The sequence below is a fragment of the Leisingera sp. ABM4_101 genome, from assembly GCF_056158725.1.
This window is the reverse complement of the sequence record NZ_JBSWTV010000002.1, coordinates 3000200-3021562: the sequence shown is the minus strand read 5'-3', so window position 1 is coordinate 3021562 and position 21363 is coordinate 3000200. Positions and strand designations below refer to the sequence as shown.

18 protein-coding genes and 1 tRNA gene are annotated in these 21363 nt (G+C 62.4%); 8 read left to right on the top strand and 11 right to left on the bottom strand.

What is annotated here, in order from left to right; all coding sequences use genetic code 11:
• Positions 1-7 precede the first annotated feature (7 nt).
• The 3 genes from ACXAEK_RS15955 to ACXAEK_RS15945 are packed head-to-tail and all read right to left on the bottom strand — an operon-like array spanning position 8 to position 2678.
• A complete protein-coding gene (locus ACXAEK_RS15955) occupies positions 8-922 on the bottom strand; it encodes a pseudouridine-5'-phosphate glycosidase (protein ID WP_475043374.1) in 915 nt (304 codons plus the stop codon).
• Positions 919-1827, bottom strand: coding sequence for a PfkB family carbohydrate kinase (locus ACXAEK_RS15950; RefSeq protein ID WP_475043373.1), 909 nt, complete (start codon positions 1825-1827; stop codon positions 919-921). Before ACXAEK_RS15950 ends, ACXAEK_RS15955 begins: the two co-directional genes overlap by 4 nt.
• 41 nt (positions 1828-1868) lie before the next feature.
• Positions 1869-2678: a DUF4198 domain-containing protein gene (locus tag ACXAEK_RS15945; RefSeq protein WP_475043371.1), complete on the bottom strand. Its 810-nt coding sequence runs from the start codon at positions 2676-2678 to the stop codon at positions 1869-1871.
• On the opposite strand from ACXAEK_RS15945, the gene ACXAEK_RS15940 reads away from it, so the two are divergent.
• Positions 2677-3828: a HupE/UreJ family protein gene (locus tag ACXAEK_RS15940; RefSeq protein WP_475043370.1), complete on the top strand. Its 1152-nt coding sequence runs from the start codon at positions 2677-2679 to the stop codon at positions 3826-3828. The two genes, ACXAEK_RS15945 and ACXAEK_RS15940, sit on opposite strands and share 2 nt — an antisense overlap.
• Before the next feature lie 15 nt (positions 3829-3843).
• On the opposite strand, the gene ACXAEK_RS15935 is transcribed toward ACXAEK_RS15940, so the two are convergent.
• Complete coding sequence (locus ACXAEK_RS15935; RefSeq protein ID WP_475043369.1) at positions 3844-4476, bottom strand: thiamine phosphate synthase; 633 nt, start codon at positions 4474-4476, stop codon at positions 3844-3846.
• A gap of 166 nt (positions 4477-4642) precedes the next feature.
• Here ACXAEK_RS15935 and ACXAEK_RS15930 point away from each other — a divergent pair, with 166 nt between their 5' ends.
• Genes ACXAEK_RS15930 through ACXAEK_RS15920 form a run of 3 tightly spaced genes read left to right on the top strand, consistent with a single transcriptional unit; the run spans position 4643 to position 8074 of the window.
• Positions 4643-5395 (top strand): RNA methyltransferase, encoded by a 753-nt coding sequence (locus ACXAEK_RS15930; protein WP_475043367.1) that lies wholly within the window; start codon positions 4643-4645, stop codon positions 5393-5395.
• A gap of 60 nt (positions 5396-5455) precedes the next feature.
• A complete protein-coding gene (ctaA, locus tag ACXAEK_RS15925; RefSeq protein WP_475043365.1) occupies positions 5456-6601 on the top strand; it encodes a heme A synthase in 1146 nt (381 codons plus the stop codon).
• A 3-nt stretch (positions 6602-6604) separates the two neighbouring features.
• Positions 6605-8074, top strand: coding sequence for a carboxypeptidase M32 (locus ACXAEK_RS15920; RefSeq protein WP_475043363.1), 1470 nt, complete (start codon positions 6605-6607; stop codon positions 8072-8074).
• A 194-nt stretch (positions 8075-8268) separates the two neighbouring features.
• Here ACXAEK_RS15920 and ACXAEK_RS15915 read toward each other — a convergent pair whose 3' ends face one another.
• Together ACXAEK_RS15915 and gyrA are read right to left on the bottom strand one after the other, a co-directional pair.
• The gene (locus ACXAEK_RS15915; protein WP_475043361.1) at positions 8269-8619 is read right to left on the bottom strand and encodes a DUF6614 family protein; all 351 of its coding nucleotides are present in this window, start codon (positions 8617-8619) and stop codon (positions 8269-8271) included.
• A gap of 128 nt (positions 8620-8747) precedes the next feature.
• Positions 8748-11456, bottom strand: coding sequence for a DNA gyrase subunit A (gene gyrA / locus ACXAEK_RS15910; RefSeq protein ID WP_475043359.1), 2709 nt, complete (start codon positions 11454-11456; stop codon positions 8748-8750).
• A gap of 224 nt (positions 11457-11680) precedes the next feature.
• Between gyrA and ACXAEK_RS15905 the strand changes: the two genes are divergently transcribed.
• Positions 11681-11950 (top strand): usg protein, encoded by a 270-nt coding sequence (locus ACXAEK_RS15905; protein ID WP_019296257.1) that lies wholly within the window; start codon positions 11681-11683, stop codon positions 11948-11950.
• 19 nt (positions 11951-11969) lie between these two features.
• On the opposite strand, the gene ACXAEK_RS15900 is transcribed toward ACXAEK_RS15905, so the two are convergent.
• The gene (locus ACXAEK_RS15900; protein ID WP_475043358.1) at positions 11970-13460 is read right to left on the bottom strand and encodes a caspase family protein; all 1491 of its coding nucleotides are present in this window, start codon (positions 13458-13460) and stop codon (positions 11970-11972) included.
• A 146-nt stretch (positions 13461-13606) separates the two neighbouring features.
• On the bottom strand, positions 13607-14560 hold the full coding sequence (locus tag ACXAEK_RS15895) for a radical SAM protein (RefSeq protein ID WP_475043357.1): 954 nt from the start codon (positions 14558-14560) through the stop codon (positions 13607-13609).
• A 144-nt stretch (positions 14561-14704) separates the two neighbouring features.
• Here ACXAEK_RS15895 and zwf point away from each other — a divergent pair, with 144 nt between their 5' ends.
• Genes zwf through pgi form a run of 3 tightly spaced genes read left to right on the top strand, consistent with a single transcriptional unit; the run spans position 14705 to position 18473 of the window.
• Complete coding sequence (gene zwf / locus ACXAEK_RS15890; RefSeq protein WP_475043355.1) at positions 14705-16180, top strand: glucose-6-phosphate dehydrogenase; 1476 nt, start codon at positions 14705-14707, stop codon at positions 16178-16180.
• Positions 16177-16848, top strand: coding sequence for a 6-phosphogluconolactonase (pgl, locus tag ACXAEK_RS15885; RefSeq protein ID WP_475043353.1), 672 nt, complete (start codon positions 16177-16179; stop codon positions 16846-16848). The genes zwf and pgl overlap by 4 nt, the downstream gene beginning before the upstream one ends.
• 17 nt (positions 16849-16865) lie before the next feature.
• Positions 16866-18473, top strand: a complete 1608-nt coding sequence (pgi, locus tag ACXAEK_RS15880; RefSeq protein ID WP_475043351.1) for a glucose-6-phosphate isomerase — start codon at positions 16866-16868, stop codon at positions 18471-18473.
• 45 nt (positions 18474-18518) lie between these two features.
• On the opposite strand, the gene ACXAEK_RS15875 is transcribed toward pgi, so the two are convergent.
• The 3 genes from ACXAEK_RS15875 to ACXAEK_RS15865 form a co-directional block, all read right to left on the bottom strand.
• A complete protein-coding gene (locus ACXAEK_RS15875) occupies positions 18519-19001 on the bottom strand; it encodes a hypothetical protein (protein ID WP_475043350.1) in 483 nt (160 codons plus the stop codon).
• Positions 19002-19145: 144 nt separating this feature from the next.
• Positions 19146-19219: transfer RNA gene (locus ACXAEK_RS15870), tRNA-Gly, on the bottom strand.
• Between the two features lie 73 nt (positions 19220-19292).
• Positions 19293-21341, bottom strand: coding sequence for an ASKHA domain-containing protein (locus ACXAEK_RS15865; RefSeq protein ID WP_475043349.1), 2049 nt, complete (start codon positions 21339-21341; stop codon positions 19293-19295).
• Positions 21342-21363 lie beyond the last annotated feature (22 nt).

The following is a 21363-nucleotide window of genomic DNA, read 5'->3' as shown; positions in this document are numbered from 1 at the left end:
TTTCAACTCATTGTGTCAGTTTGTTCAGTTCCTGTGCGATCTTTGCCGCCAGCCGGGCATTGTTGCGCACCAGCGCGATGTTCGCGGTGAGCGAGCGGCCTTCGGTCAGCTCGAAGATGCGGCTCAGCAGGAAGGGGGTCACATCCTTGCCCGCAACACCCTGGGCATCGGCTTCGGATTGGGCCTGGGCAATCACCGGCGCCAGATCCTCTGCCGCGATCTGGGCATCTGCCGGGATCGGGTTGGCCACCAGCTGGCCGCCGGGCAGATCCATCGCCTGACGGGTGGCGTGGGCGCGGGCGATATCAGCAGGGGTGTCCATGCGCAGCGGTGCTTTCAGCTCCGACTGGGCCGACCAGAAGGCGGGGAAACTGTCTTGCCCGTAAGCAATCACCGGCACGCCCTGGGTTTCCAGAACTTCCAGCGTCTTCGGCAGGTCGAGGATCGCCTTGGCGCCCGCGGCCACAACGGTCACCGGGGTCTGCGCCAGTTCCAGCAGGTCGGCGGAGATGTCGAATGTGGTCTCTGCCCCCTTGTGCACGCCGCCGATGCCGCCGGTGGCAAAGACGGAAATGCCCGCCAGCCGCGCCGCGATCATGGTCGCTGCAACCGTGGTGGCCCCGGTGCCGCCAGTGGCGATGCAGGCGGGCATATCCGCGCGGGAGATCTTGGCGACTCCTTTGGCCTGTCCCAGCGCCTGCAGCTGATCAGGCTCAAGCCCCACATGCAGCACGCCTTCGATCACCGCCATTGTGGCAGGCACGGCACCGGCATCGCGGATGTCTTGCTCCACCTGTGCGGCAACCTCGACATTCTGCGGATAGGGCATGCCGTGGGTGATGATGGTGCTTTCCAACGCAACGACAGCCTGTCCATCGGCCTTGGCGGCCTGGACTTCGGATGAATACTGAATGTCGATCACAGCGGGGGTTCTCCTGAAACGTAGGTTGCCGCAGCCTTGAGGGCTGAGGCCAAAGCGGTCTTGCGGTCTTCGCCCCGTGCCTCGGCAACGATATGGGCGGCCATGAAAGTGTCGCCTGCTCCGGTGACCCGGGCGACGGTAACGCGGGGCGGGACAAGGGTGATTGTGCCCTCGGCATCAGCAACAGTGGCAGAGGATCCGCCATCGGTGACCAGCACCCGGGCGGCGCCGCGGTCCAGCATTGCTTTTGCCGCGGTTTCGCTGTCGGTGAACTCCGCCTGGCACAGGATGTCGGCCTCTTCCAGGTTCACATAGAGCGTGCCGCGGGTGCGGGTCAGAAAGGGTCGCAGCCGTTCCGCCTTGCCCGGCGAGGCAGGCGCCACGCGCAGGTCCGCCTTGGCAAAGGCCGGGCTGGCAACGATGTCATCCAGCAGCGACAGGGTCAGGTTGCCATCCAGTGCTACCTGGCCCTCATAGGGCGCGGCCTCGGTTCCCAGTGAGCCGTCGGACAACGGCCGCAGGATCTTGTCGCCCGCGGCTTCCAGCGAATGCGCGTCGGCAATGGCGGCAATCAGCCCGTTGGCACCTTCCACCGCCATGTAACGGTCGGTGGGCAGATCCTCTGAGCGGTAGATGTGATCAGTAATGAGGCCGAAGTGGCCGCAGGCATGGATTAGCTCGTCGCCCTCGGGGTCGCGGCCCACGGCGGTCAGCAGCGCAGGTTTCACGCCAAAGCGCGACAAGGTCATGGCGATGTTCATGGCGACGCCGCCGGGCAAACGGGTGATGCGCCCGGGCATGTCCGAACCGCGCTGCATTTCACTGGTGCAGCGGCCGATGATGTCCCACAGGACCGATCCGATGCACAGGATGGCGGGTGTCTGAGAGTTAGGGGCTTGTGTCATAATGACCTATTGCCGCCTTTGACGGGCCTCTGCAAGCGGCATCACGGCGCGGGCACCGCGAAGGTCAAGGAAGCCCAAAGGCTTTCCCAAACGTAATCTTTGCCATCCGGGGCAGGGCGCAGGACCACCGCATCCAGCAGATAGGCATGGTCCGGGATGACGTTGACGACAGTCTCTCCATTGGGATCGGTCAATTGACTGCTTATGGTCACCGTGCCGTCCGGAGCCTTGGCAAAGACCTCAACCTGCGCCTTGGGACGCGGTGTCCCTTGATACAGCACCCGGACCGGAAGCCCCGCTGTCAGATCATCCGTGTAGGGATTGGTTAAGGCGATGATCTCCGTTTCCAAACCGGTGGCGCTGTCGGCCCCGCTGCCATCGCCAACTGCCACCAGTGCCTTGGCATAGCGCGTGTATTGCTCAATGAAACCCGCATCCGCCAGCCCGCGCGCCTGATGCGGTGTGCGAATATCGCCAAATGCTTTGTGGTCAATGAAAGCCTGGAACTCTTCCCAGCTGTCATAGGTGATGGTCTGCGGCTGCGTTTGGTGGATCAGCACGGCCAGACCATCCTGCAGTGTCTCGGCCGCAAAGGCGGGCATATCCCCCATCCGGCCGAGGTAGGGTAACTCCGCTTCCGCCTGGAACACCTCAAAGCGCGCGATACGGTGATCCAGGTAGGGCTGCTCCGCCCCGTTGAATTCCTGCCCGTTGCGCAGCCGCGCCACCACCTTGTTCCCGGAATCCACTTGATATTTCTGCGGCTCAATCCAAAACTCGTGGGATAACACCGGCGCGGGCCCCAGGGTCAGCCCGGCACAGAGAATTGAGCAGAACAGGCGGTATTGCATGAAGGGTTCCTTGGCTGTCGGGCGCAGTGTGACTTGGCTGCGGACACTATTTGCGCTGCTGTTCTGCGTGGTTGCAATAGCACCCGAACCTGCCTGCGCGCATGAGGTCACCCCGGCGATTGCCGATTTCATGGTGAAGGACGGCCAGATCACGCTGGAGTTGCGTCTGAACGTGGAGGCTTTTGTCGCGGGCATCAACCTCGATGGGCTCTCTGACACCAACCAGACCGCTCAAGCCGCGGACTATGACGAGCTGCGGGCCCTGGACCGGGGGGAACTGGAACCGATGGTGCAACTGTTTGCAGAGGACTGGCTGCAAACGTTCTCCATTCACGCAGGCGGCCCGGTTGCTCTGGAAGTCACCAGGGTCACTATCCCCGAAGTTGGCGATGCAAGCCTGCCGCGCGCCTCCTTTCTGGAACTGGCTGGCGAAGTGCCACCCGGATCACGCACCCTGCGCATTGCCTGGCCCAAAGGGTCCGGCAGTGTAGTACTGCGGCAGAACGGGGTGGCGGAGCCCTATACCGGCTATCTGCAAGGCGGGGAGACCTCTCCGCCGATCCCAGTGAATGGCGGCGCAGCCAAAACGCCGGTCGAGGCTTTTGTGGAGTACATCCCCGTCGGCTTCACCCATATCCTGCCCAAGGGGCTGGACCATATTCTGTTCGTATTGGGGCTGTTCTTTCTCAGCCCGCGGGTGAAACCGCTGCTCTTGCAGGTGAGCCTGTTCACCGTCGCCCATACCATCACCCTGGCGCTGGGCGCGCTGGGCATGGTCAAAGTGAACCCCGCGATTGTCGAGCCGCTGATTGCCTTGTCGATCGTCTTCGTTGCGGTGGAGAACATCTTTGCCCGCAAGCTGCACACCTGGCGCAGCTTTGTGATCTTTGGCTTCGGGCTGTTGCACGGGCTGGGCTTTGCCTCTGTGCTGGGGGCGTTCGGATTGCCGCCTAACCAGTTCCTGCCCGCGCTCATCGGTTTCAACGTCGGGGTGGAACTGGGTCAGCTGGCGGTGATTGCCGCCGCCTACGTGGGCGTGCGCCTATGGTTCGGGCGGCACCCGAAATACCGCGGCCGGGTGGCGATCCCGGCCTCTGTCACCATCGCGATGATCGGCGGCTACTGGTTTGTGGAGCGGGTGTTTCTGTAAACACCCGCTAGGGCATTAGTCCATCGCCCGCATCAGCACCTTGAGCGCCGCCAGCGGGTCTTCCGCGTGCCAGATCTCATCGCCGATGCCAAAAAAATCGGTAAAGGGTGCAATGCCACGCACCAAGTCCTCAGTGAGGCCACCCTCGGCCACAACCGGAACCTCAATCATCTGCGACCACCACTGGAACAGGTCCGCTTCCGCCTGCGCGCCGTCGCCCAGGCCGGAGGTGCCTACCGGGCCAAAACTCACGTAATCCGCGCCTGCTTCGCCGGCCACCATGCCGTCGTGCTGCGAGGCGCCGCAGAAACAGCCGACAATCGCATCCGGCCCCAGCGCTTTGCGTGCGGTGCGGATGGATTTTGACGCATCGGTCAGATGCACGCCGTCCAGCCCCAGCCGCTCTGCCAGGATCTGATGGTCAGAGATTACCAGCGCCACGTCACGCTCCATGGTCACTTCACGCAGCGCATCGCCCGCGCGGCTGAGCGTGTCCTGATCACGGCTTGCCAGGTCCAGGCGCACACAGGCTACGTCCACCTCATCCAGCACCCGGGCCAGCTGATCGGGGAATTTGCCCAGCTCGAAACTCGGCGGGGAGATCAGATAGATCTGCGGCTGCTCTGGTGTGTCAGCAGGGCTTCCCATGGCGGTGCTCCATTGTTCAGGCGATTGGACGGTGTTTAGCCGATTTCCGGCAGGACGCAAGGATTTGCGGGGGTGAAGCCCCGGTAAATGCAGCTCAAACCCGTACTGGACCTTGCCCCGCCGCCACGCGGGCAGTACAGCAGGGCCGATTTTGCCGGAGAACACGATGCCCACCGATACGCCCCAGCCTGCCTTTGTCCTTGTCCGCCCCCAGATGGGCGAGAATATCGGTGCCGCGGCGCGGGCGATGTGGAACTTCGGTCTCGACCGGATGCGCATCGTGGCGCCGCGCGACGGATGGCCGAACCCCAAGGCAGTGGCGATGTCTTCTGGCGCTGGGCGGCTGCTGGATGAGGCGCAGCTGTGCGCCGACGTGCCGGAGGCGCTGGGCGACTGCACCTATGTGTTTGCCACCACCGCCCGCCAGCGCGGGCTGACCAAGCCGGTCTACAGCCCCGAACGCGCCATGCAGATCGCGGCGGAGAAGATCGCAGCGGGCGAGAAGGTCGCGGTGATGTTTGGGCCGGAACGTGCTGGCCTTGAGAATGAGGATATCGCCAAGGCGAACGCCATCATCTCGGTGCCGGTGAACCCGCTTTACGCTTCCTTGAACCTGGGCCAATGCGTGCTGCTGACCGGCTATGAATGGATGCGCCAATCGGGCGAAGTCGTGCATGAAACAACCGATCTGGGCCGCAAGGGCGACTGGGCGAGCGGCGTTGAAGTCGAAAAACTGGTGGAACATTATGAGGATCGGCTGGACGAAGCGGGCTTCTTCTTCCCGCCAGAAAAGGCAGACAGCATGAAGACCAACCTGCGCAACCTGTGGTCCCGGATGCGGATGACCCGTTCCGACGTGCAGATGCTGCACGGCATCATGCGCCAGATGGTCCGCTGGAAAGAGCGCGGCGGCGAGTAAGCTGCTCTGGACCTTTGAATAACCCGCCCCTAGCTTGGCACCAGAGAAAAAGAGGCAAGCATGAGCAAGCGCAGCATTTTCGAAGAGGTTGAGGGCGAGAAGAAAGATGCCCCCGCGGTGCAGCCGGGACTGATCGACCGGGGCCGTGGCGGTGCCCGCAAGGCGATCCGCGCCTGGCTGATGGTGCTGTTTGCGCTGGTGGTTGCAATGATCGTGGTGGGCGGGCTGACGCGCCTGACCGACAGCGGCCTGTCGATTACTGAATGGCGCCCCGTGACCGGGGCCGTCCCGCCGATGTCCGAGGCGGAGTGGCAGGCAGAGTTCGACAAATACAAGGAAATCGACCAGTGGCGCATCCAGAACCAGTGGATGGAACTGGCTGATTTCAAAGAGATCTATTGGTGGGAGTGGGGCCACCGCCAGCTGGGCCGCTTCATTGGCGTGGTCTGGGCGCTTGGGTTCTTCGGCTTTCTGGCCGCACGCAAGATCCCGGCGGGCTGGGCTGGCCGGCTGCTGCTGCCGGGTGTCCTCGGCGGCGTTCAGGGCGCTATCGGCTGGTGGATGGTGGCCTCTGGCGTCACGCAGGGCGAAGGGATGACCGCCGTGGCCTCCTACCGCCTTGCTGTGCATCTGGGGCTGGCGTTTGTGATCCTCGGCTTCATTGCCTGGTATGTGCTGATGCTGGGCCGCGAGGAGCGCGAGCTGATGCAGGCACGCCGCGCCAAGGAGGCCAAGCTGTTCAGCCTGTCCACCGGCCTGATGCATTTTGCTTTCCTGCAGATCCTGCTGGGCGCGCTGGTGGCGGGCATCGACGCCGGACGCTCCTATACCGACTGGCCGCTGATGGGCGGGCAGGTGATCCCGCCAAACCCCTTCATGATTGAGCCGGTCTGGAAGAACTTCTTTGAAAACCCCGGTCTGGTGCAATTCATCCACCGGGTTGCGGGGTATCTGTTGTTTGCCTTTGGCGTGGTGGCCTGGCTGCGCGGGCGCGGCTCTGCCCACGCGCGCACCCGCTTTGCCTTCAACGCCGTTTTCGCAGCGCTGTCGGTGCAGGTGGTGCTGGGGATCATCACCGTGGTTTACGCCGCGCCGCTGCACGCCGCGATCACCCATCAGCTGGTGGCTATCGGTGTCTGGGTGCTGATTTTGCGCGCCCGCTTCCTGTCTGCCTATCCCATTGCAACCTCGATCAAGGATCACTGACCCATGAGCGCATTTGACGAATTGATGGCCTTCCAGCGCGAAACCCAGGCGCTGGGGCAGATTGCGGGCCGTCTGGGCTGGGATCAGGAAACCATGATGCCGCGCGGGGCGGCACCGCAGCGAGGAGAGGAAATGGCCGCGATCGAGGCGGTGCTGCACGCCCGCCGCAGCGATCCGCGGGTGGCGGAGTGGCTGGAGCAAGCGGTTGCCCCCAATGAGGCAGGAGACGCGCAGCTGCGCGAAATCCGCCGCAGCTATGAGCGCACCGTCAAGGTTCCCGCCGATCTGGCCAAGAAGATCGCACAGGTGACCTCCGAGGCGCAGGGCCAATGGGCCGCGGCGCGGGCGGATGAGGACGTGGCCGCCTTTGTGCCGGTGCTGGAGGAAGTTGTCGCGCTGAAACGCGAAGAAGGCCTGGCGCTGGCTGCGGGCGGTGACGTTTATGACGCCATGGTTGAGGATTATGAGCACGGCATGACCGGGGCCGCAATTGCGGAAATCTTCGATGCCATGCGCCCCGGTCTGGTGGAGCTGCGCGCGAAGGTGCTGGCGAAGCCCGCGCCGAAGGGGCTGAGCGGAAGTTTCGACGAAGCCGCGCAGATGAAGCTGACCCGCAAGATCGCCAAGGTCTTTGGCTATGACATGGCCCATGGACGGGTCGACAAGGCGGTGCATCCGTTCAGCTCTGGCTCTGGCCTTGACGTGCGGATCACCACGCGCACCAGCGAGACCGACCCGTTCAACTGCTTCTATTCCACCATTCATGAGGTCGGCCACGGCGCCTATGAACAGAACATCAGCCGCGATTACCTGCTGACTCCGCTGGGCAGTGGTGTGTCGATGGGCGTGCATGAAAGCCAGAGCCGGATCTATGAAAACCAGATCGGCCGCAGCCGCGCCTTTACCGGCTGGCTGTTTGAGGAGATGAAAGACGCCTTTGGCGATTTCGGGATTGCCGATGCGGATGCCTTTTATGCGGCCGTCAATTCGGTGCATAAGGGCTATATCCGGACAGAAGCGGATGAGCTGCAATACAACCTCCATATCATGATGCGGTTCGGCCTGGAGCGCGCGCTGATGAGCGGCGACCTGGCGGTGAAGGACCTGGAAGCGGCCTGGAATGACCGGTTTGAGGCGGACTTCGGTTATGCCGTGGACAAGCCGTCGAACGGCTGTTTGCAAGACGTGCATTGGTCGGTGGGCCTGTTCGGCTATTTCCCGACCTACACGCTGGGCAATGTCTATGCCGGCTGTCTCTATCAGGCGCTGCGCCGGGATGTGCCGGGGCTGGATGCAGAGCTGGCAGAGGGTGACACCAGCGGTGCAACCGGCTGGCTGAAGGACAAGCTGCAGCAGCATGGCGGTTTGCGCAGCCCGCGCGATACCATCGTGTATGCGGCGGGCATGGAGCCAAGCCACACACCGCTGCTGGCCTATCTAGAAGAGAAGTTCAGCCTGCTATACGATCTATAAGGTCTGGTTTAGCGCAAACCCTTCCAGGGGCAGGGGAAATTGCCTGCCCCGGAAATGCCGCATTTTAAGTTTATTCTCAGAAGCTCATGGGGATGTGAGTAAGTGAGTAAACTGATGCATACAGCCGTAGCCTATCTGATTTTTGCCAGCTTTGTTCTGGCCCCGACCCTGATCTGAAGCGGCAGGTCAACACGCTAGATCAGCGCCATCCGCTCTGCCCGTTCAGGATCCGGGAAGGGGCGGTAGAGGCCGATGTCGGCCGTGGCAATCAGGGCCGTGACGTGGGAGTAGAGCTTTTCGACCTCCTCGTCATGCTCGCCCAGAACGCGGAAGGCCTGATCCAGCTGAGTCATGTCCTTGAATTCGATTTCCAGCAGGAAGTCGCGGCAATTGTCACTGGCGAGGTTCAGCTTGCGCCGCAGCAGGCGCCAGCCCAGCACCACGCCGCGCTCTTGCAGATATACCATCCATTGATCGACCGCGCTGGCAAATGAAAGCGCCTTGGCTTCGTGCTGCAGGTCGATGGAGCAGTGGTACAAGTTCATGGGGCACACCCTTTCTGAGAAAACAGAACTTGACCGCAAGAATGGCAGACACCGGTTAGAACCCGGTTAATAATGCGAACGCCGCCCCGGCAACGGAGCGGCGTTCAATGTTTCCAATGGGATGCGGCTTATTCCTCGCCGCCGTCCTCATCCTCGCCGTTTTCAGCGATCCAAGCGACAGAGACCACTTCCTCACCCTTGCCGGTGTTGAACACCCGCACACCGCCAGCAGAACGCGAGCGGAAGGAGATGCCATCGACCGGCACCCGGATCGACTGGCCCTTGGAGGTCGCCAGCATGATCTGATCGTCCATCTCCACCGGGAAGGAGGCCACAATCTCGCCGCCGCGCATCGCCTTGTCCATCGCGGTAACACCCATGCCGCCGCGGCCGCGCACCGGGTAGTCATGCGATGAGGACAGCTTGCCCGAGCCGCCAGTGGTTATGGTCAGGATCAGATTCTCGGCTGCCGACATCTCTGAATAGAGCTCGGTGGAGAAGTTCGGATCCTCAACCGCATCCTCATCCGAAGCTTCGGCATCGTCGGTCAGACCGGCCATCGCCCGGCGCATCTTGAGGTATGCGGTGCGCTGCTCCGGGGTGTATTTTGAGTGGCGGATCACTGACATTGAGACAACGCTATCCTCGCCGGTCAGCTTGATGCCGCGGACACCGGTGGACTCGCGCGAGTTGAACACGCGCACGTCGGTAGAACGGAAGCGGATGGCGCGGCCCGAATTGGTGAACAGCATCACGTCGTCGTCTTCCGAGCAGATGCGCACGTTCACCAGTTGGACGGAGCCGTCCTCCGGCAGTTTCATGGCGATCTTGCCGTTGCGGCGTACATTGGTGAAGTCCGACAGACGGTTGCGGCGCACATCGCCGCCCGAAGTCGCAAAGACCACCTGCAGGTTTTCCCATTCCTCGTCCGGCACATCGACCGGCATGATGGCAGCAATGGATACCCCGGTCGGGATCGGCAGGATGTTGACGATCGCCTTGCCCTTGGAGGTGCGGCCGCCCTGCGGCAGGCGCCAGGTCTTCAGCTTGTAGACCATGCCGTCGGTGGTGAAGAACAGAAGCTGCGTATGTGTGTTGGCCACAAAGAGGGTGGTGATCACATCCTCTTCCTTGGTCTGCATACCCGACACGCCCTTGCCGCCGCGCTTTTGGGCGCGGAAGTCGGCCAGCGGCGTGCGCTTGATGTAGCCGCCGGAGGTCACGGTCACCACCATGTCCTCGCGCTCGATCAGGTCCTCGTCCTCCATGTCGCCGGACCAGTCGACGATCTGGGTGCGGCGCGGCACGGCGAAGTTGTCGCGGACTTCGCGCAGCTCGTCGCCGATGATGCCCATGATGCGTTCGCGCGAGGACAGGATTTCGAGGTATTCCTTGATCTTGGCCGCCAGTTCTTCCAGCTCGTCGGTGACTTCCTTGACGCCGATCTGGGTCAGGCGCTGCAGGCGCAGCTCCAGAATGGCACGGGCCTGGGTCTCCGACAGGTTATAGGTCCCGTCGTCGTTCATCTTGTGTGTCGGGTCGTCTATCAGGCGGATGTAGTCCGCGATGTCGGCGGCCGGCCAGCGCCGGGTCATCAGCTTTTCACGCGCTTCGGCCGCGTCCGCGGAAGAGCGGATTGTGGCGACGATTTCATCAACGTTGGAGACGGCAACAGCCAAACCGCACAGGATGTGGCTGCGTTCACGCGCCTTTCGCAGCAGATGCGCAGTGCGGCGGGCAACGACGTCCTCGCGGAAATCGATGAAGGAGGTCAGGAACTTGCGCAGGGTCAGCTGTTCGGGCCGGCCGCCGTTTAGCGCCAGCATGTTGCAGCCAAAGGAGGTCTGCATCGGGGTGAAGCGGAACAGTTGGTTCAGCACCACCTCAGGCGTTGCGTCGCGTTTCAGCTCGACCACCACCCGCACACCGTTGCGGTCGGATTCGTCCTGTACGTGGGCCACGCCCTCGATCCGCTTTTCGCGGACCTGCTCGGCGATCTTCTCGATCATCGCGGCCTTGTTCACCTGATAGGGAATCTCATCCACGACAATGGCATAGCGGTCCTTGCGGATCTCCTCGACGCGGGTTTTGGAGCGGATGATCACGCTGCCGCGGCCCTCGAGATAGGCCTTGCGGGCGCCGGAGCGACCCAGCATCACACCGCCGGTCGGGAAGTCGGGGCCAGGGATATACTCGATCAGCTGCTCGCTGGTCAGGTCCGGGTCTTCGATCAGTGCCAGTGTGGCGTCGACGACTTCGCCCAGGTTGTGCGGCGGGATGTTGGTGGCCATGCCGACCGCGATACCACCGGCGCCGTTGACCAGCATGTTCGGGAAACGGGCCGGGAGAACGGTCGGCTCGCGGTCTTTGCCGTCGTAGTTGTCCTGGAAATCGACGGTCTCTTTCTCGATATCCGCCAGGATCGCCGCGGCGGGCTTGTCCATGCGGACCTCGGTGTAGCGCATTGCCGCCGGGTTATCCCCGTCCATCGAGCCGAAGTTGCCCTGGCCGTCCAAGAGCGGCAGCGACATTGAAAAGTCCTGCGCCATCCGTACCAGCGCGTCATAGATCGCGCTGTCGCCGTGCGGGTGGTATTTACCCATCACGTCGCCAACCGGGCGGGCCGACTTGCGGTAGGCCTTGTCATGGGTGTTGCCGGATTCGTGCATGGCGTAGAGAATCCGCCGGTGAACCGGTTTCAGACCGTCACGCAGGTCCGGGATGGCCCGGCTGACGATGACCGACATCGCATAGTCGAGATACGAGTTGCGCATCTCGGTTTCGATGGAAACGGTTGGCCCGTCATAGGCCGGGCGTTCCGGCAGATTTTCGTCCATGTTTTCAGGAGTTTCCGGCGTATCGCTCACGTTGGCTGCCCGCTCTTTCTTCTGGGTCTATATATTGTGTTCGCACCCTATCAGAGACCGTATATGAGGCGCAAGCACACAGCCTCCGAAAGCCGGAAACCAACCGTTCACGCGGGGGTAACGCACTGTTTTTGAGGAAATTAACCAATTGCACCCTAGCATCAATCAGAGGGGGTAAGAATTGGAGGCTAGAGATGGAGACCAGCGAAACCGAGCTGATGCTCAAGGGATACGGGCTGACCACGGCAGAATTCACCTACCACATGCCGGACCACATCCATGTTTTGAACACCTTTGTCTGGCAGGAATACGACCTTGCGCCGGACCACCCGCGGCTGTTTGAGTTCATCGAATTCTGGCATCGCGAGATCGAAGGGCCGCTGCACTCGGTGCGGTTCAATCACCGCAAGATGATCGGCCCCGGCGAATGGCGCAATGTGGTCGGAGAGTTCCAGATCCACTGACCGGATCTTCTGAGCAGGATCAGCGCCAGGCGTAGACCGCGCAGCCGGTGGAGCCGCTGGAGGTGAAACTGCGCCCGTCCGCGGCAAGGCGGCCGCGCCAGGTAACGGTGATGCCGGGGAAATAATCCGTGCCGCTGATCTGCTGGCCGTTCAGGTAGACCTCTGTGTTGGCATTCTGGCCCAGGGAGTTGCTGAGCCGCCCATGATATTTGTTGCCGCCCGCATGGGTGTAATGGACGTTTCCAGTGACCTTGACCACCAGGGCACAGGTGGCCTTGAACTTCCAGGCGCCTGCCAGCGGCGCAGCGGCTTTTGTTGGTACAGGTGCCGGGGTAGAGGCAGTTCTGGGCGCAGGTTTGCAGACTTCCCCTGACTTTTGGCGCAGTTCCTCCAGTGCGTGGGCGGTGCCCAGATCATCGGCGCCGAGGGTGCTGTCTGACGCTGCCAGATAGGCAGCAAAGGCGCTGCGGGTGCGCGGGCCGGCAATTCCGTCCGGGCGGCAGGCCTGGCAGCCGATTTCGTTCAGCGCCGCCTGTGTGTCCCGCATCACCGCCTTTGAGTCCGGAATGACCGGAACGTCAGGGGTTTCGGGCGTTTCCCGGGAGGGTGGCTCCGCCTGCGCCTGTTCAGTTTCCAGCCCCTGCCTTAGCTGCAAGGCAACTGTATAGGTGTATTCGTCCTCACGGCCCGAATAGCGTTCAAGAAAGCTGTCGAGCGCCTGGGGAGTGCCGATGGAGCGTGCGAGTTCAAAATCTGATTGTATTGTGGGGGCTGGCGCCGGCGCAGGCTCCGCGGGGAGCACGGCCTGCGTGAAATAGAATTCCCCTAGCATTTCATCATAGTAGGCGGGCACTTGGCGGTGCTGAACTGTCAGAGCCAGATCGCGCACCTCGCGCCGGAGGCCTGCAACCAGCGTGCGCAGCTCCAGTCCCGGTTTGGACAGGAGCGGCAGCAGAGCGCGGGTGAAGACGGAGTTTTCTGCCGTGTCCGTCTCGTTCAGCCGGTCCAGCGCCAGCTGGCCTGCGCCAGCGGAGAAGATCACGAAGGTGCCTTGGGGCGCGGCAATCCGGCCAAGACCCCGGGTGGTTCCGATGCTGCGGCCCTCGACCAGCTCAAACGGGTTGTTGCGGCAGGCATCAATGACCACAACAGCAGAGCGCGCGCCGGTTTTGCGGACGCGGTCCAGAAGATCCGACAGGGCGATGGACTCGGACTTCACAAAGTCGCTGCCGCCGGCGCTGGGGGCGGCGATGTCCGTGGGCAGCAGGTAATTCTCGCCGTCGATTTCCACCCCGTGGCCGGCAAAGAAGATAAAGGCCGCATCGCCGGGTTCCAGCCGGGCTGTGAATTCTGAGATTTTCCGGTTCAGCCCGCGGCGGTCCTGATCCAGCGCGGTGGTGACGGTGAAGCCCAGCTCATTGAGCTTCGTGCCAATGGATTGCGCATCCGCGCGGGCCTTGGCCAGCTCAGGCACGTCGGAATAGGAGTTGTTGCCAATAACCAGCGCCATGCGGCTTTGCGCGGCGGCAAAGAAGGGGAGGAAACAAAGAAGCAGAGCAAAAAGAAAACGCATGACACAACACCTGACAGAGAATACTGCACCATGGTGCCATTCTGTCGCCGTCAGGTCAAAGCGGCTTCATCTCTGTGTAGCGTTCATGCTGAACAGCTGGCGCCGCCCAGAACGCAGAATTTGGCGCAGTGGGGGTGGTTCAGCTGGACGGGCCGCTCGGCCTCGGCCAGGGTTGTGCCCATTTCGAACTCTGGTTCGTAAGGCAGCAGGGTACAGGCCAGGACGGCGGGAGCATCCGCGCCCTTGCGTTTCACAACCAGGCGGGAGGTGGCGCACATCACGCTTTCAGGTGATTTGTTCAGAATGCCCCAGCACGCGGTGGTGATTTCAGGGACTTCCACGGTTTCGTCCATTTCCGGGAACAGCACGGTCTGGCCCGGGTTCTGTGCGTCGATGGCAAAGCCGTGGTTTTCAAACAGTGCGGCATAGCCCGCGCGGGCCTCTGCCTCGCTCTCGCCCCAGACTGTGCGGCCAGCAACGGCCATTGCAAAGCCGTTGTCGCGGAGCCATTCCATGCCTTCGATGGTCTTGGCAAAGCTGCCTGCGCCGCGTTCCTTGTCATGCAGCGCTTCGCTGTGGTGGTCGACCGATATGCGCAGGGTCAGTTTGCTGCCAAACTCCTTTTGCAGGGCCAGCAAGCCCGCCTTGACCGTCTTGCGCATCATTGGGCGCATGGCGTTTGTTAGGATAAGTACTTCGAACCCCCGCTCCAGCGCGGCGCGGGTCATGGCGATCATTTCGGGGTTCATGAAGGGCTCACCGCCGGTGAAGCCGATTTCCCGGACGGGCCAGTTGCGCTCCGCAATCTGGTCAAGGTAGTCCTTCACCTCAGCCGCGGTCAGATAGACCAGCGCGTCATTGGTAGGAGAGCTGAGGATGTAGCAATTGCTGCATTCGATGTTGCACAGGGTGCCGGTGTTGAACCAAAGGGTTTCCGGATGGCTGAGCGGCACGGAGGCGCGCTGCTGACCGTCTGCCGTCACAAAGGCGTCTTGGAACTTGCCTAGGTTTGCGGCAGATTTTTGCAGGTCTTTCATGCGGATGTCCTTCGGGGCAGTTCCTTTCGCGGCAAGCTACCTTATACTGGGCGGGAAATGAAAGCAGCCGGGCAGGCATATGACAGGGATGTGAGCGGCAGTGTGCCGTGCCTGCACCGGCGGTAACAGGAAGAAGAACACAAGATGGTTTCGCGCGTCATTCCGGTCGATCCGTTTGACCTGGTGATTTTCGGCGGCACAGGCGATCTGGCGCAGCGCAAGATCCTGCCGGCGCTGTTCCGCCGCCATTGTGCAGGTCAGCTGCCGGGCGGCGAGCGGATCATCGGTGCTGCGCGCACCAGCCTGACGGACAGCGAATACCGCGCCATGGTTGCAGATGCAGTGCGCGCCCATGCGGGTCCCAAGGCCTGCGGCGGCGGCGCGCTTGAGGCGTTTCTGGACCGGGTCAGCTATGCTGCCGTTGATGCCGAGGGGCCGGACGGCTGGCCTGAACTTGCCGAAGTGCTGCGCCCGGCCGGGGCTGCGCCGGTGCGGATTTTTTACTTTTCGGTCGGCCCTGGCCTGTTCGGCCCGCTGGCTGACCGCCTGCATGAGCACGGGCTGGCCAATGACGAAACAAGGATCGTGGTGGAGAAACCGTTTGGCCATGACCTGGGGTCGGCCCGGGACTTGAATCAGACGCTGGCCAGCCATTTCGACGAAAGCCAGATCTACCGGATCGACCATTATCTGGGCAAGGAAACAGTGCAGAACCTGATGGCGGTGCGGTTTGGAAACATGCTGTTTGAACCGCTTTGGAACAGCCAGTACGTCGATCACATCCAGATTACCGTTGCAGAGACTGTCGGGGTTGAGGGGCGCGAGGCGTATTACGAGCGCGCAGGCGCGATGCGCGATATGATGCAGAACCACTTGATGCAGCTTTTGTGCCTGATTGCGATGGAGCCGCCGGCCAAGTTCGACCCGGACGCGGTGCGCGACGAAAAGCTCAAGGTGATCCGCGCGCTGGATCCGGTGGAGCCGCATCACATCGTGCGCGGGCAGTATCAGGCGTCTCTGGACCCGGAAGCACCGCATCCGTCTTATCGTGGACTGGTCGGCAACCCGCGCAGCACGACTGAAAGCTACGTCGCGCTGAAGGCACATATCAGCAATTGGCGATGGGCGGGCACGCCGTTCTACCTGCGCACCGGCAAGCGGCTGGTGAACCGGTCCTCGGTCATTAATGTGATGTTCAAGGATGCGCCGCATTCGATTTTCGGTGCGGAAGCGGGCCGCCACGCCAACCACCTGAAAATCCGACTGCAGCCCAACGAGGGCATCACCCTCAGCGTGACGATCAAGGAACCGGGGCAGGGCGGCATGCGGCTGGTCGACGTGCCCTTGGACATGAGCTTTGCCGAAGCGCTGGGGCCCGAAGGCGGCGATCCGCCAGATGCTTATGAACGTTTGATCATGGATGTTGTGCGCGGCAATCAGACGTTGTTTATGAGAGGGGATGAGGTGGAAGCCGCCTGGGCCTGGACAGATCCCGTGATTGCGGGCTGGAAGTCCCGGGGAGATGTGCCTAAACCCTATGAAAGCGGCAGCACCGGACCCGGGGATGCCGATTTGCTGATGCGCCGGGATGGGCGTGAATGGAGAGGGATAAACCCATGAAATTCAACGAATACCCAGATCAGGATATGCTGGCGATAGAAGTGGCGAACGAAATTGCCGGCGATTTGAAGACCCATCTTCTGCATCACGAAAGCGCGTCTTTTGCTGTGGCTGGCGGCAGTACGCCCGGCGTGATTTTCGACGATCTATGCGCTGCGGATATCGAATGGGACCGGGTCCATGTGATGGCGACCGATGAACGCTGGCTGCCTGCAGATCATGAGCGCTCAAATGCGCGGATGATCCGGGAGCGGCTGCTACAGAACCGGGCTGGCGCCGCAAGGTTTTTTCCCTTCCACGTACCGGAACGGGAGCCGGAGCAGGTGCTGGCGGAATTGGAGAGCCTGGTGGTGCCGGAGTTGCCGCTGTCGGTCCTTCTCCTGGGCATGGGGGAGGACATGCACACTGCTTCGCTTTTCCCTGGCACAGCTGGCATTGAAGCGGCGCTGTCAGCGGATGCGCCGTCCCTGGCCGTGCTGCGGCCGGACAGCCAGCCGGAAGCCCGGATCAGCCTGACAGCGCGGGTGCTGGATGCCGCGATTGCTAAACATCTGGTCATCTTCGGGGACGCCAAGCGCCGGGCGCTGGAGCAAGCGATGACATTGCCGCCGGAAACAGCGCCGGTTCAGGCTGTGCTTTCTGAGGTGTCCGTGCATTGGGCGCCTTGATTTCAGGAAAAGATAATATGTTTGAAGCTTTGAAGGCGCTGCGCGCAAACACGTGCGGCGGCAGTATTGTTGACCTGTTCGAGCAGGATCCCGGTCGCGCAAAAGATTTCAGCGTGCGGTTTGAAGACCTGCTGTTCGACTATTCCAAGACGCAAATCACAGCCGGCGTGCGTTCGGAACTGGCGGCCTTGTGCGAGCGTCAGAACGTTGCAGACCGCCTCGCGGCGATGTTTCAGGGCGGCGTAATCAACGAAACCGAACAGCGGGCTGTATTGCACACCGCGTTGCGCGATCCCGGCGGGGCGGAGCTGCTGGTCGGTGGCGAAGACATCCGGGCACCATTGCGCGCAACGCTGGGCAGGATGGAGCGTCTGGCGCAGCGGGTCCGCTCTGGCAAGCAAACCGGGCCTGGCGGCAGGTTCACCGACGTTTTGAATATTGGCATCGGCGGCTCGGATTTGGGGCCGGTCATGGCTGCACTGGCTCTGGCGCCTTATCATGACGGGCCGCGCTGCCATTTTGTCTCCAATGTGGATGGCGCCCACATTCACGACATTCTGCAACGAATTGACCCTAAAACAACTTTGGTGATTGTTGCCTCCAAGACCTTCACCACGGCCGAAACCATGCTCAACGCGGCGACCGCGCGCCGTTGGGTCGAGGCCGGCGGCGGCGAGCCGGCACGCCAGTTTTTTGCCTTGTCCACATCGGAAAAGGAGACCGCGGCCATTGGCATCCCGCGCAACCAGGTGTTCGGGTTCGAAGATTGGGTTGGCGGCCGCTATTCCGTCTGGGGGCCGATCGGTCTCAGCCTGATGCTGGCGGTCGGGCCAGAGCGTTTTCGTGAGTTCCTTGACGGCGGCAAGTCTATGGACCGCCATTTCCAGGAGGCTCCCTGGCAGCAGAATATGCCGGTGATGCTGGCTCTGACAGGGATTTGGCACAATCAGGTTTGCGGATACCCGACGCGGGCCGTTCTGCCCTATGATCAGCGGCTGCGGCGGTTGCCGGCCTATCTGCAGCAGCTGGAGATGGAATTGAACGGCAAATCGGTGGCGATGGACGGCGCACCGCTGCCTTATCCGTCCGGGCCGATTGTCTGGGGCGAGCCGGGAACCAATGGCCAGCACGCTTTTTATCAGCTGCTGCATCAGGGCACATCTGTTGTTCCGGCTGAATTCATGGTGGCTGCCAAGGGCCATGAACCGGAGCTGGAACAGCACCACAGGCTGCTGGTGGTCAACTGCCTGGCGCAGTCCGAAGCGCTGATGCGGGGCCGAAGCCTGGAACAGGCACGCGCGCTCATGAGGAAGGCAGGTTACAATGGGGCGGAGCTGGAGCGGCAGGCGCGTCACCGGGTATTCCCTGGCAACCGCCCGTCCACTACCCTGATCTACCCGCAGCTGACGCCTTATATTCTGGGGCAGGTCATCGCGCTTTATGAGCATCGGGTGTTTGTTGAGGGCGTGATCCTGGGCATCAACTCCTTTGACCAATGGGGGGTAGAGCTGGGCAAGGAGCTTGCAAATTCGTTGGAGCCCTTGCTGGCCGGGGAGAAAAGCGCAGAGGGCAAGGATGGCTCAACCCGTGCTCTGCTGGATTTTGTGCGCGGGGCCGGGAACTGAGGCTGGTTTGAGAAGCGGCGGGGCGGGACCGCCCCGCGGCCCTGATCAGGGCAGCGTTACGCTGCTGGTGATCGTGTTGACAAAGTTTCCGCTTGCCGGGTCCGTTAGCGACGAAAACGTGCCGCCGCCTGCCGCCCCGGCCCAAGGCCCTGTGCCGCCGCTCAGCTTCCAGCTGCCTGTCAGGGCGCCGGATGAATCCATGCCCTCCGCGTGCCAATGCAGCACGACCTTGTCCCCGGCCTTGTCAGTGAAGGCACAAATACCGCCGCCGGTGACACCGGATGGGGCAGCCTCAACCGCGCCGAAACATGGCCCGGCGGCGCCGTTCATCGGGTGCTCCGCGTCTTCCATTTCGACATTCTCGTAGGAGCTGCTGGTTTGAATCACCATGTGGCCGTCGGCGATTTCCGTGGCTGAGTTGCTTGCAATGCCGGTTCCGGTACCGCCCTGTTCCCAGGTTGTGCCTGCAACTGCGGTTCCGGCGCTGAAGACGCACAGGAGTGCGGCGGCAAAATAGTGGCGTGTCATACTGGTACCCTCCCAAACTGGCAGCCCTAAACATGCGGGCCTGCCGGGGCAGTCTACCACAAACAGCAGGACAGCGCGCGGGTACAGCAGTCAGGAAGGAAGACCACCGCGTTGCGCGGTAACTGTCTGGAAAATATGGAAGGCTGGAGCGGGTAGCGGGAATCGAACCCGCGCCTTAAGCTTGGGAAGCTCGCATGATACCATTTCACCATACCCGCTTGTGCAGGCAGGAGTATGCCGCTGCGGCGCCAAGGTCAAGGGCGCCGCAGCGAAATTCTTGCCGGTTCCGGATCAGCCCCGGCGGCGCCGGCGGCGGCCGCCTCCGGCGCCTTCGCCTTCACCGCCGCCGGTGTTGAAGTTCACCTGCGGCAGAGTGACGACGGTTTCCAGGATCGGGAAGGGTTCAGCCGAGTTCGGAATTGCCGAGGCATTCACGAAATGCTCCTGGAAGCGGGGCTCAACCGCGGTCTCGATTTTCTCGATCCGGCGCACGGTTTCCTCAATCTCGCCGCGCGCCTCGGTGTTCAAAAGCGCAATGCGGGCACCGGTGCCTGCGGCGTTGCCGGCCGAGGTGACCTTATCCAGCACGCAGTCGGGAATCATGCCCAGCACCATGGCGTGCTTGGCAGAGATATGCGCGCCAAAGGCGCCGGCCAGGACCACGCGGTCCACGGTATCGACTCCGAATTTGTCCATCAAGAGGCGCGCACCGGAGTAGAGCGCCGCCTTGGCCATCTGGATCGCACGGATGTCCGGGTTGGTGACGGTGATCGTCGGGCCGCCCTCGGCGGAGCCGTCCCACAGCAGATAGGCATTGGTGCGCCCGTCCTGGATGCAGCGGGCGGATCCGGTCTGCTCCGCCGAGCCGATCAGGCCGGAGGCGTCCAGCACGCCTGCCAGACGCATTTCCGCAATCGCCTCGATGATGCCGGAGCCGCAGATGCCGGTGATGCCGGTGGTGGCGATGGATTCGGCAAATCCGACCTCATCCGACCAGATCTCGGAGCCGATCACCCGGAAGCGGGGTTCCTTGGTCTCTGGGTTGATTTCGACGCGTTCAATGGCGCCTGGGGCAGCGCGCTGACCGCTGGAGATCTGGGCGCCCTCAAACGCCGGGCCGGTGGGGGAGGAGCAGGCCAGCACCTTCTCCTTGTTGCCCAGCAGGATCTCTGCGTTGGTGCCGACGTCGACGACCAGCACCAAGTCTTCGGATTTGTCGGGGGCCTCCGACAGAGCCACCGCAGCGGCATCGGCGCCCACATGGCCCGCGATACAGGGCAGCAGGTAGACGCGGGCAGCCGGGTGGATATTCAGGTCCAGTTCCGCTGCGCGCAGTGCCAGCGCGTTGGAGGTCGCCAGCGCAAACGGGGCCTGGCCCAGCTCGAACGGGTCGATGCCCAGGAACAGGTGGTGCATCACCGGGTTGCAGACAAACACTGCATCCACGATCAGCGCCTTGTCGATCTCCGCCTCAGCCGCAATCTGGGTGAACAGCGCGTTCATGCCCTCGCGCACGGCGCGGGTCATTTCCTGGTCGCCGCCCTTGTTCATCATCGAATAAGAGACCCGGCTCATCAGATCTTCGCCAAAACGGATCTGCGGGTTCATGATGCCGGAGGAGGCAACAACCTCTCCAGATTTCAAGTCGCACAGATGCGCGGCAATGGTGGTGGAGCCGAGGTCGACCGCCAGCCCGTAGATCGAGCCTTCGTAGTAGCCGGGCCAGATATGCATGATCTTGGGCGGGTGGTTCTCGTCTCCCAGATGCACTGCGACGGTGACCTTCCAGCCGCCCTTGCGCAGGGCAGGCTGCAGCACATTCAGGATATGGAGGTCGGTCTTGACGCCCTTCAAGTCCCACTGGGCGTCCAGCGCTTCAATCAGCCGCTCCATATCGCCGGTGGGCTTGTGCATGTCGGGCTCTTCCACCTCGACGTAATACAGCCGGGTGGAGGGATTCATGGTGATGTCGCGGGCCTCGGCGCGCTTGCGCACCACCTGGCGGTGAACCTGGCTTTCCGGCGGCACGTCGATCACAACGTCGCCCTGCACGGTGGCCTGGCAGCCGAGGCGGCGGCCGTCGATCAGGCCGCGCTTGTCTTTGTAGCGCTGTTCGACCTTGTTCCACTCGCTTAACGCGCCGTCTTCAACGGTGACGCCATGCTTGGGGAATTCGCCGTATGAGGGTGTGATCTGGCATTTGGAGCAGATCCCGCGGCCGCCGCAGACCGAATTGAGGTCGACGCCAAGCTGCCGCGCGGCTGTCAGGATCGGCGTGCCCGCGGGGAAACGCCCGCGCTTGCCGGAGGGGGTAAACACAACGAGGGGTTCGTCAGTCATGCCTGTGGCCTTCTCATTCCGC

Coding starts and splice junctions, on each gene's coding strand:
- ACXAEK_RS15875 (WP_475043350.1), bottom strand. CDS start 19,001: ATGACACGCCACTATTTTGCCGCCGCACTCCTGTGCGTCTTCAGCGCC.
- ctaA (WP_475043365.1), top strand. CDS start 5,456: ATGAGCAAGCGCAGCATTTTCGAAGAGGTTGAGGGCGAGAAGAAAGAT.
- gyrA (WP_475043359.1), bottom strand. CDS start 11,456: ATGGACGAAAATCTGCCGGAACGCCCGGCCTATGACGGGCCAACCGTT.
- pgi (WP_475043351.1), top strand. CDS start 16,866: ATGTTTGAAGCTTTGAAGGCGCTGCGCGCAAACACGTGCGGCGGCAGT.
- ACXAEK_RS15945 (WP_475043371.1), bottom strand. CDS start 2,678: ATGCAATACCGCCTGTTCTGCTCAATTCTCTGTGCCGGGCTGACCCTG.
- ACXAEK_RS15935 (WP_475043369.1), bottom strand. CDS start 4,476: ATGGGAAGCCCTGCTGACACACCAGAGCAGCCGCAGATCTATCTGATC.
- ACXAEK_RS15900 (WP_475043358.1), bottom strand. CDS start 13,460: ATGGCGCTGGTTATTGGCAACAACTCCTATTCCGACGTGCCTGAGCTG.
- ACXAEK_RS15930 (WP_475043367.1), top strand. CDS start 4,643: ATGCCCACCGATACGCCCCAGCCTGCCTTTGTCCTTGTCCGCCCCCAG.
- ACXAEK_RS15905 (WP_019296257.1), top strand. CDS start 11,681: ATGGAGACCAGCGAAACCGAGCTGATGCTCAAGGGATACGGGCTGACC.
- ACXAEK_RS15915 (WP_475043361.1), bottom strand. CDS start 8,619: ATGAACTTGTACCACTGCTCCATCGACCTGCAGCACGAAGCCAAGGCG.
- ACXAEK_RS15950 (WP_475043373.1), bottom strand. CDS start 1,827: ATGACACAAGCCCCTAACTCTCAGACACCCGCCATCCTGTGCATCGGA.
- ACXAEK_RS15895 (WP_475043357.1), bottom strand. CDS start 14,560: ATGAAAGACCTGCAAAAATCTGCCGCAAACCTAGGCAAGTTCCAAGAC.
- ACXAEK_RS15940 (WP_475043370.1), top strand. CDS start 2,677: ATGAAGGGTTCCTTGGCTGTCGGGCGCAGTGTGACTTGGCTGCGGACA.
- ACXAEK_RS15865 (WP_475043349.1), bottom strand. CDS start 21,341: ATGACTGACGAACCCCTCGTTGTGTTTACCCCCTCCGGCAAGCGCGGG.
- zwf (WP_475043355.1), top strand. CDS start 14,705: ATGGTTTCGCGCGTCATTCCGGTCGATCCGTTTGACCTGGTGATTTTC.
- pgl (WP_475043353.1), top strand. CDS start 16,177: ATGAAATTCAACGAATACCCAGATCAGGATATGCTGGCGATAGAAGTG.
- ACXAEK_RS15920 (WP_475043363.1), top strand. CDS start 6,605: ATGAGCGCATTTGACGAATTGATGGCCTTCCAGCGCGAAACCCAGGCG.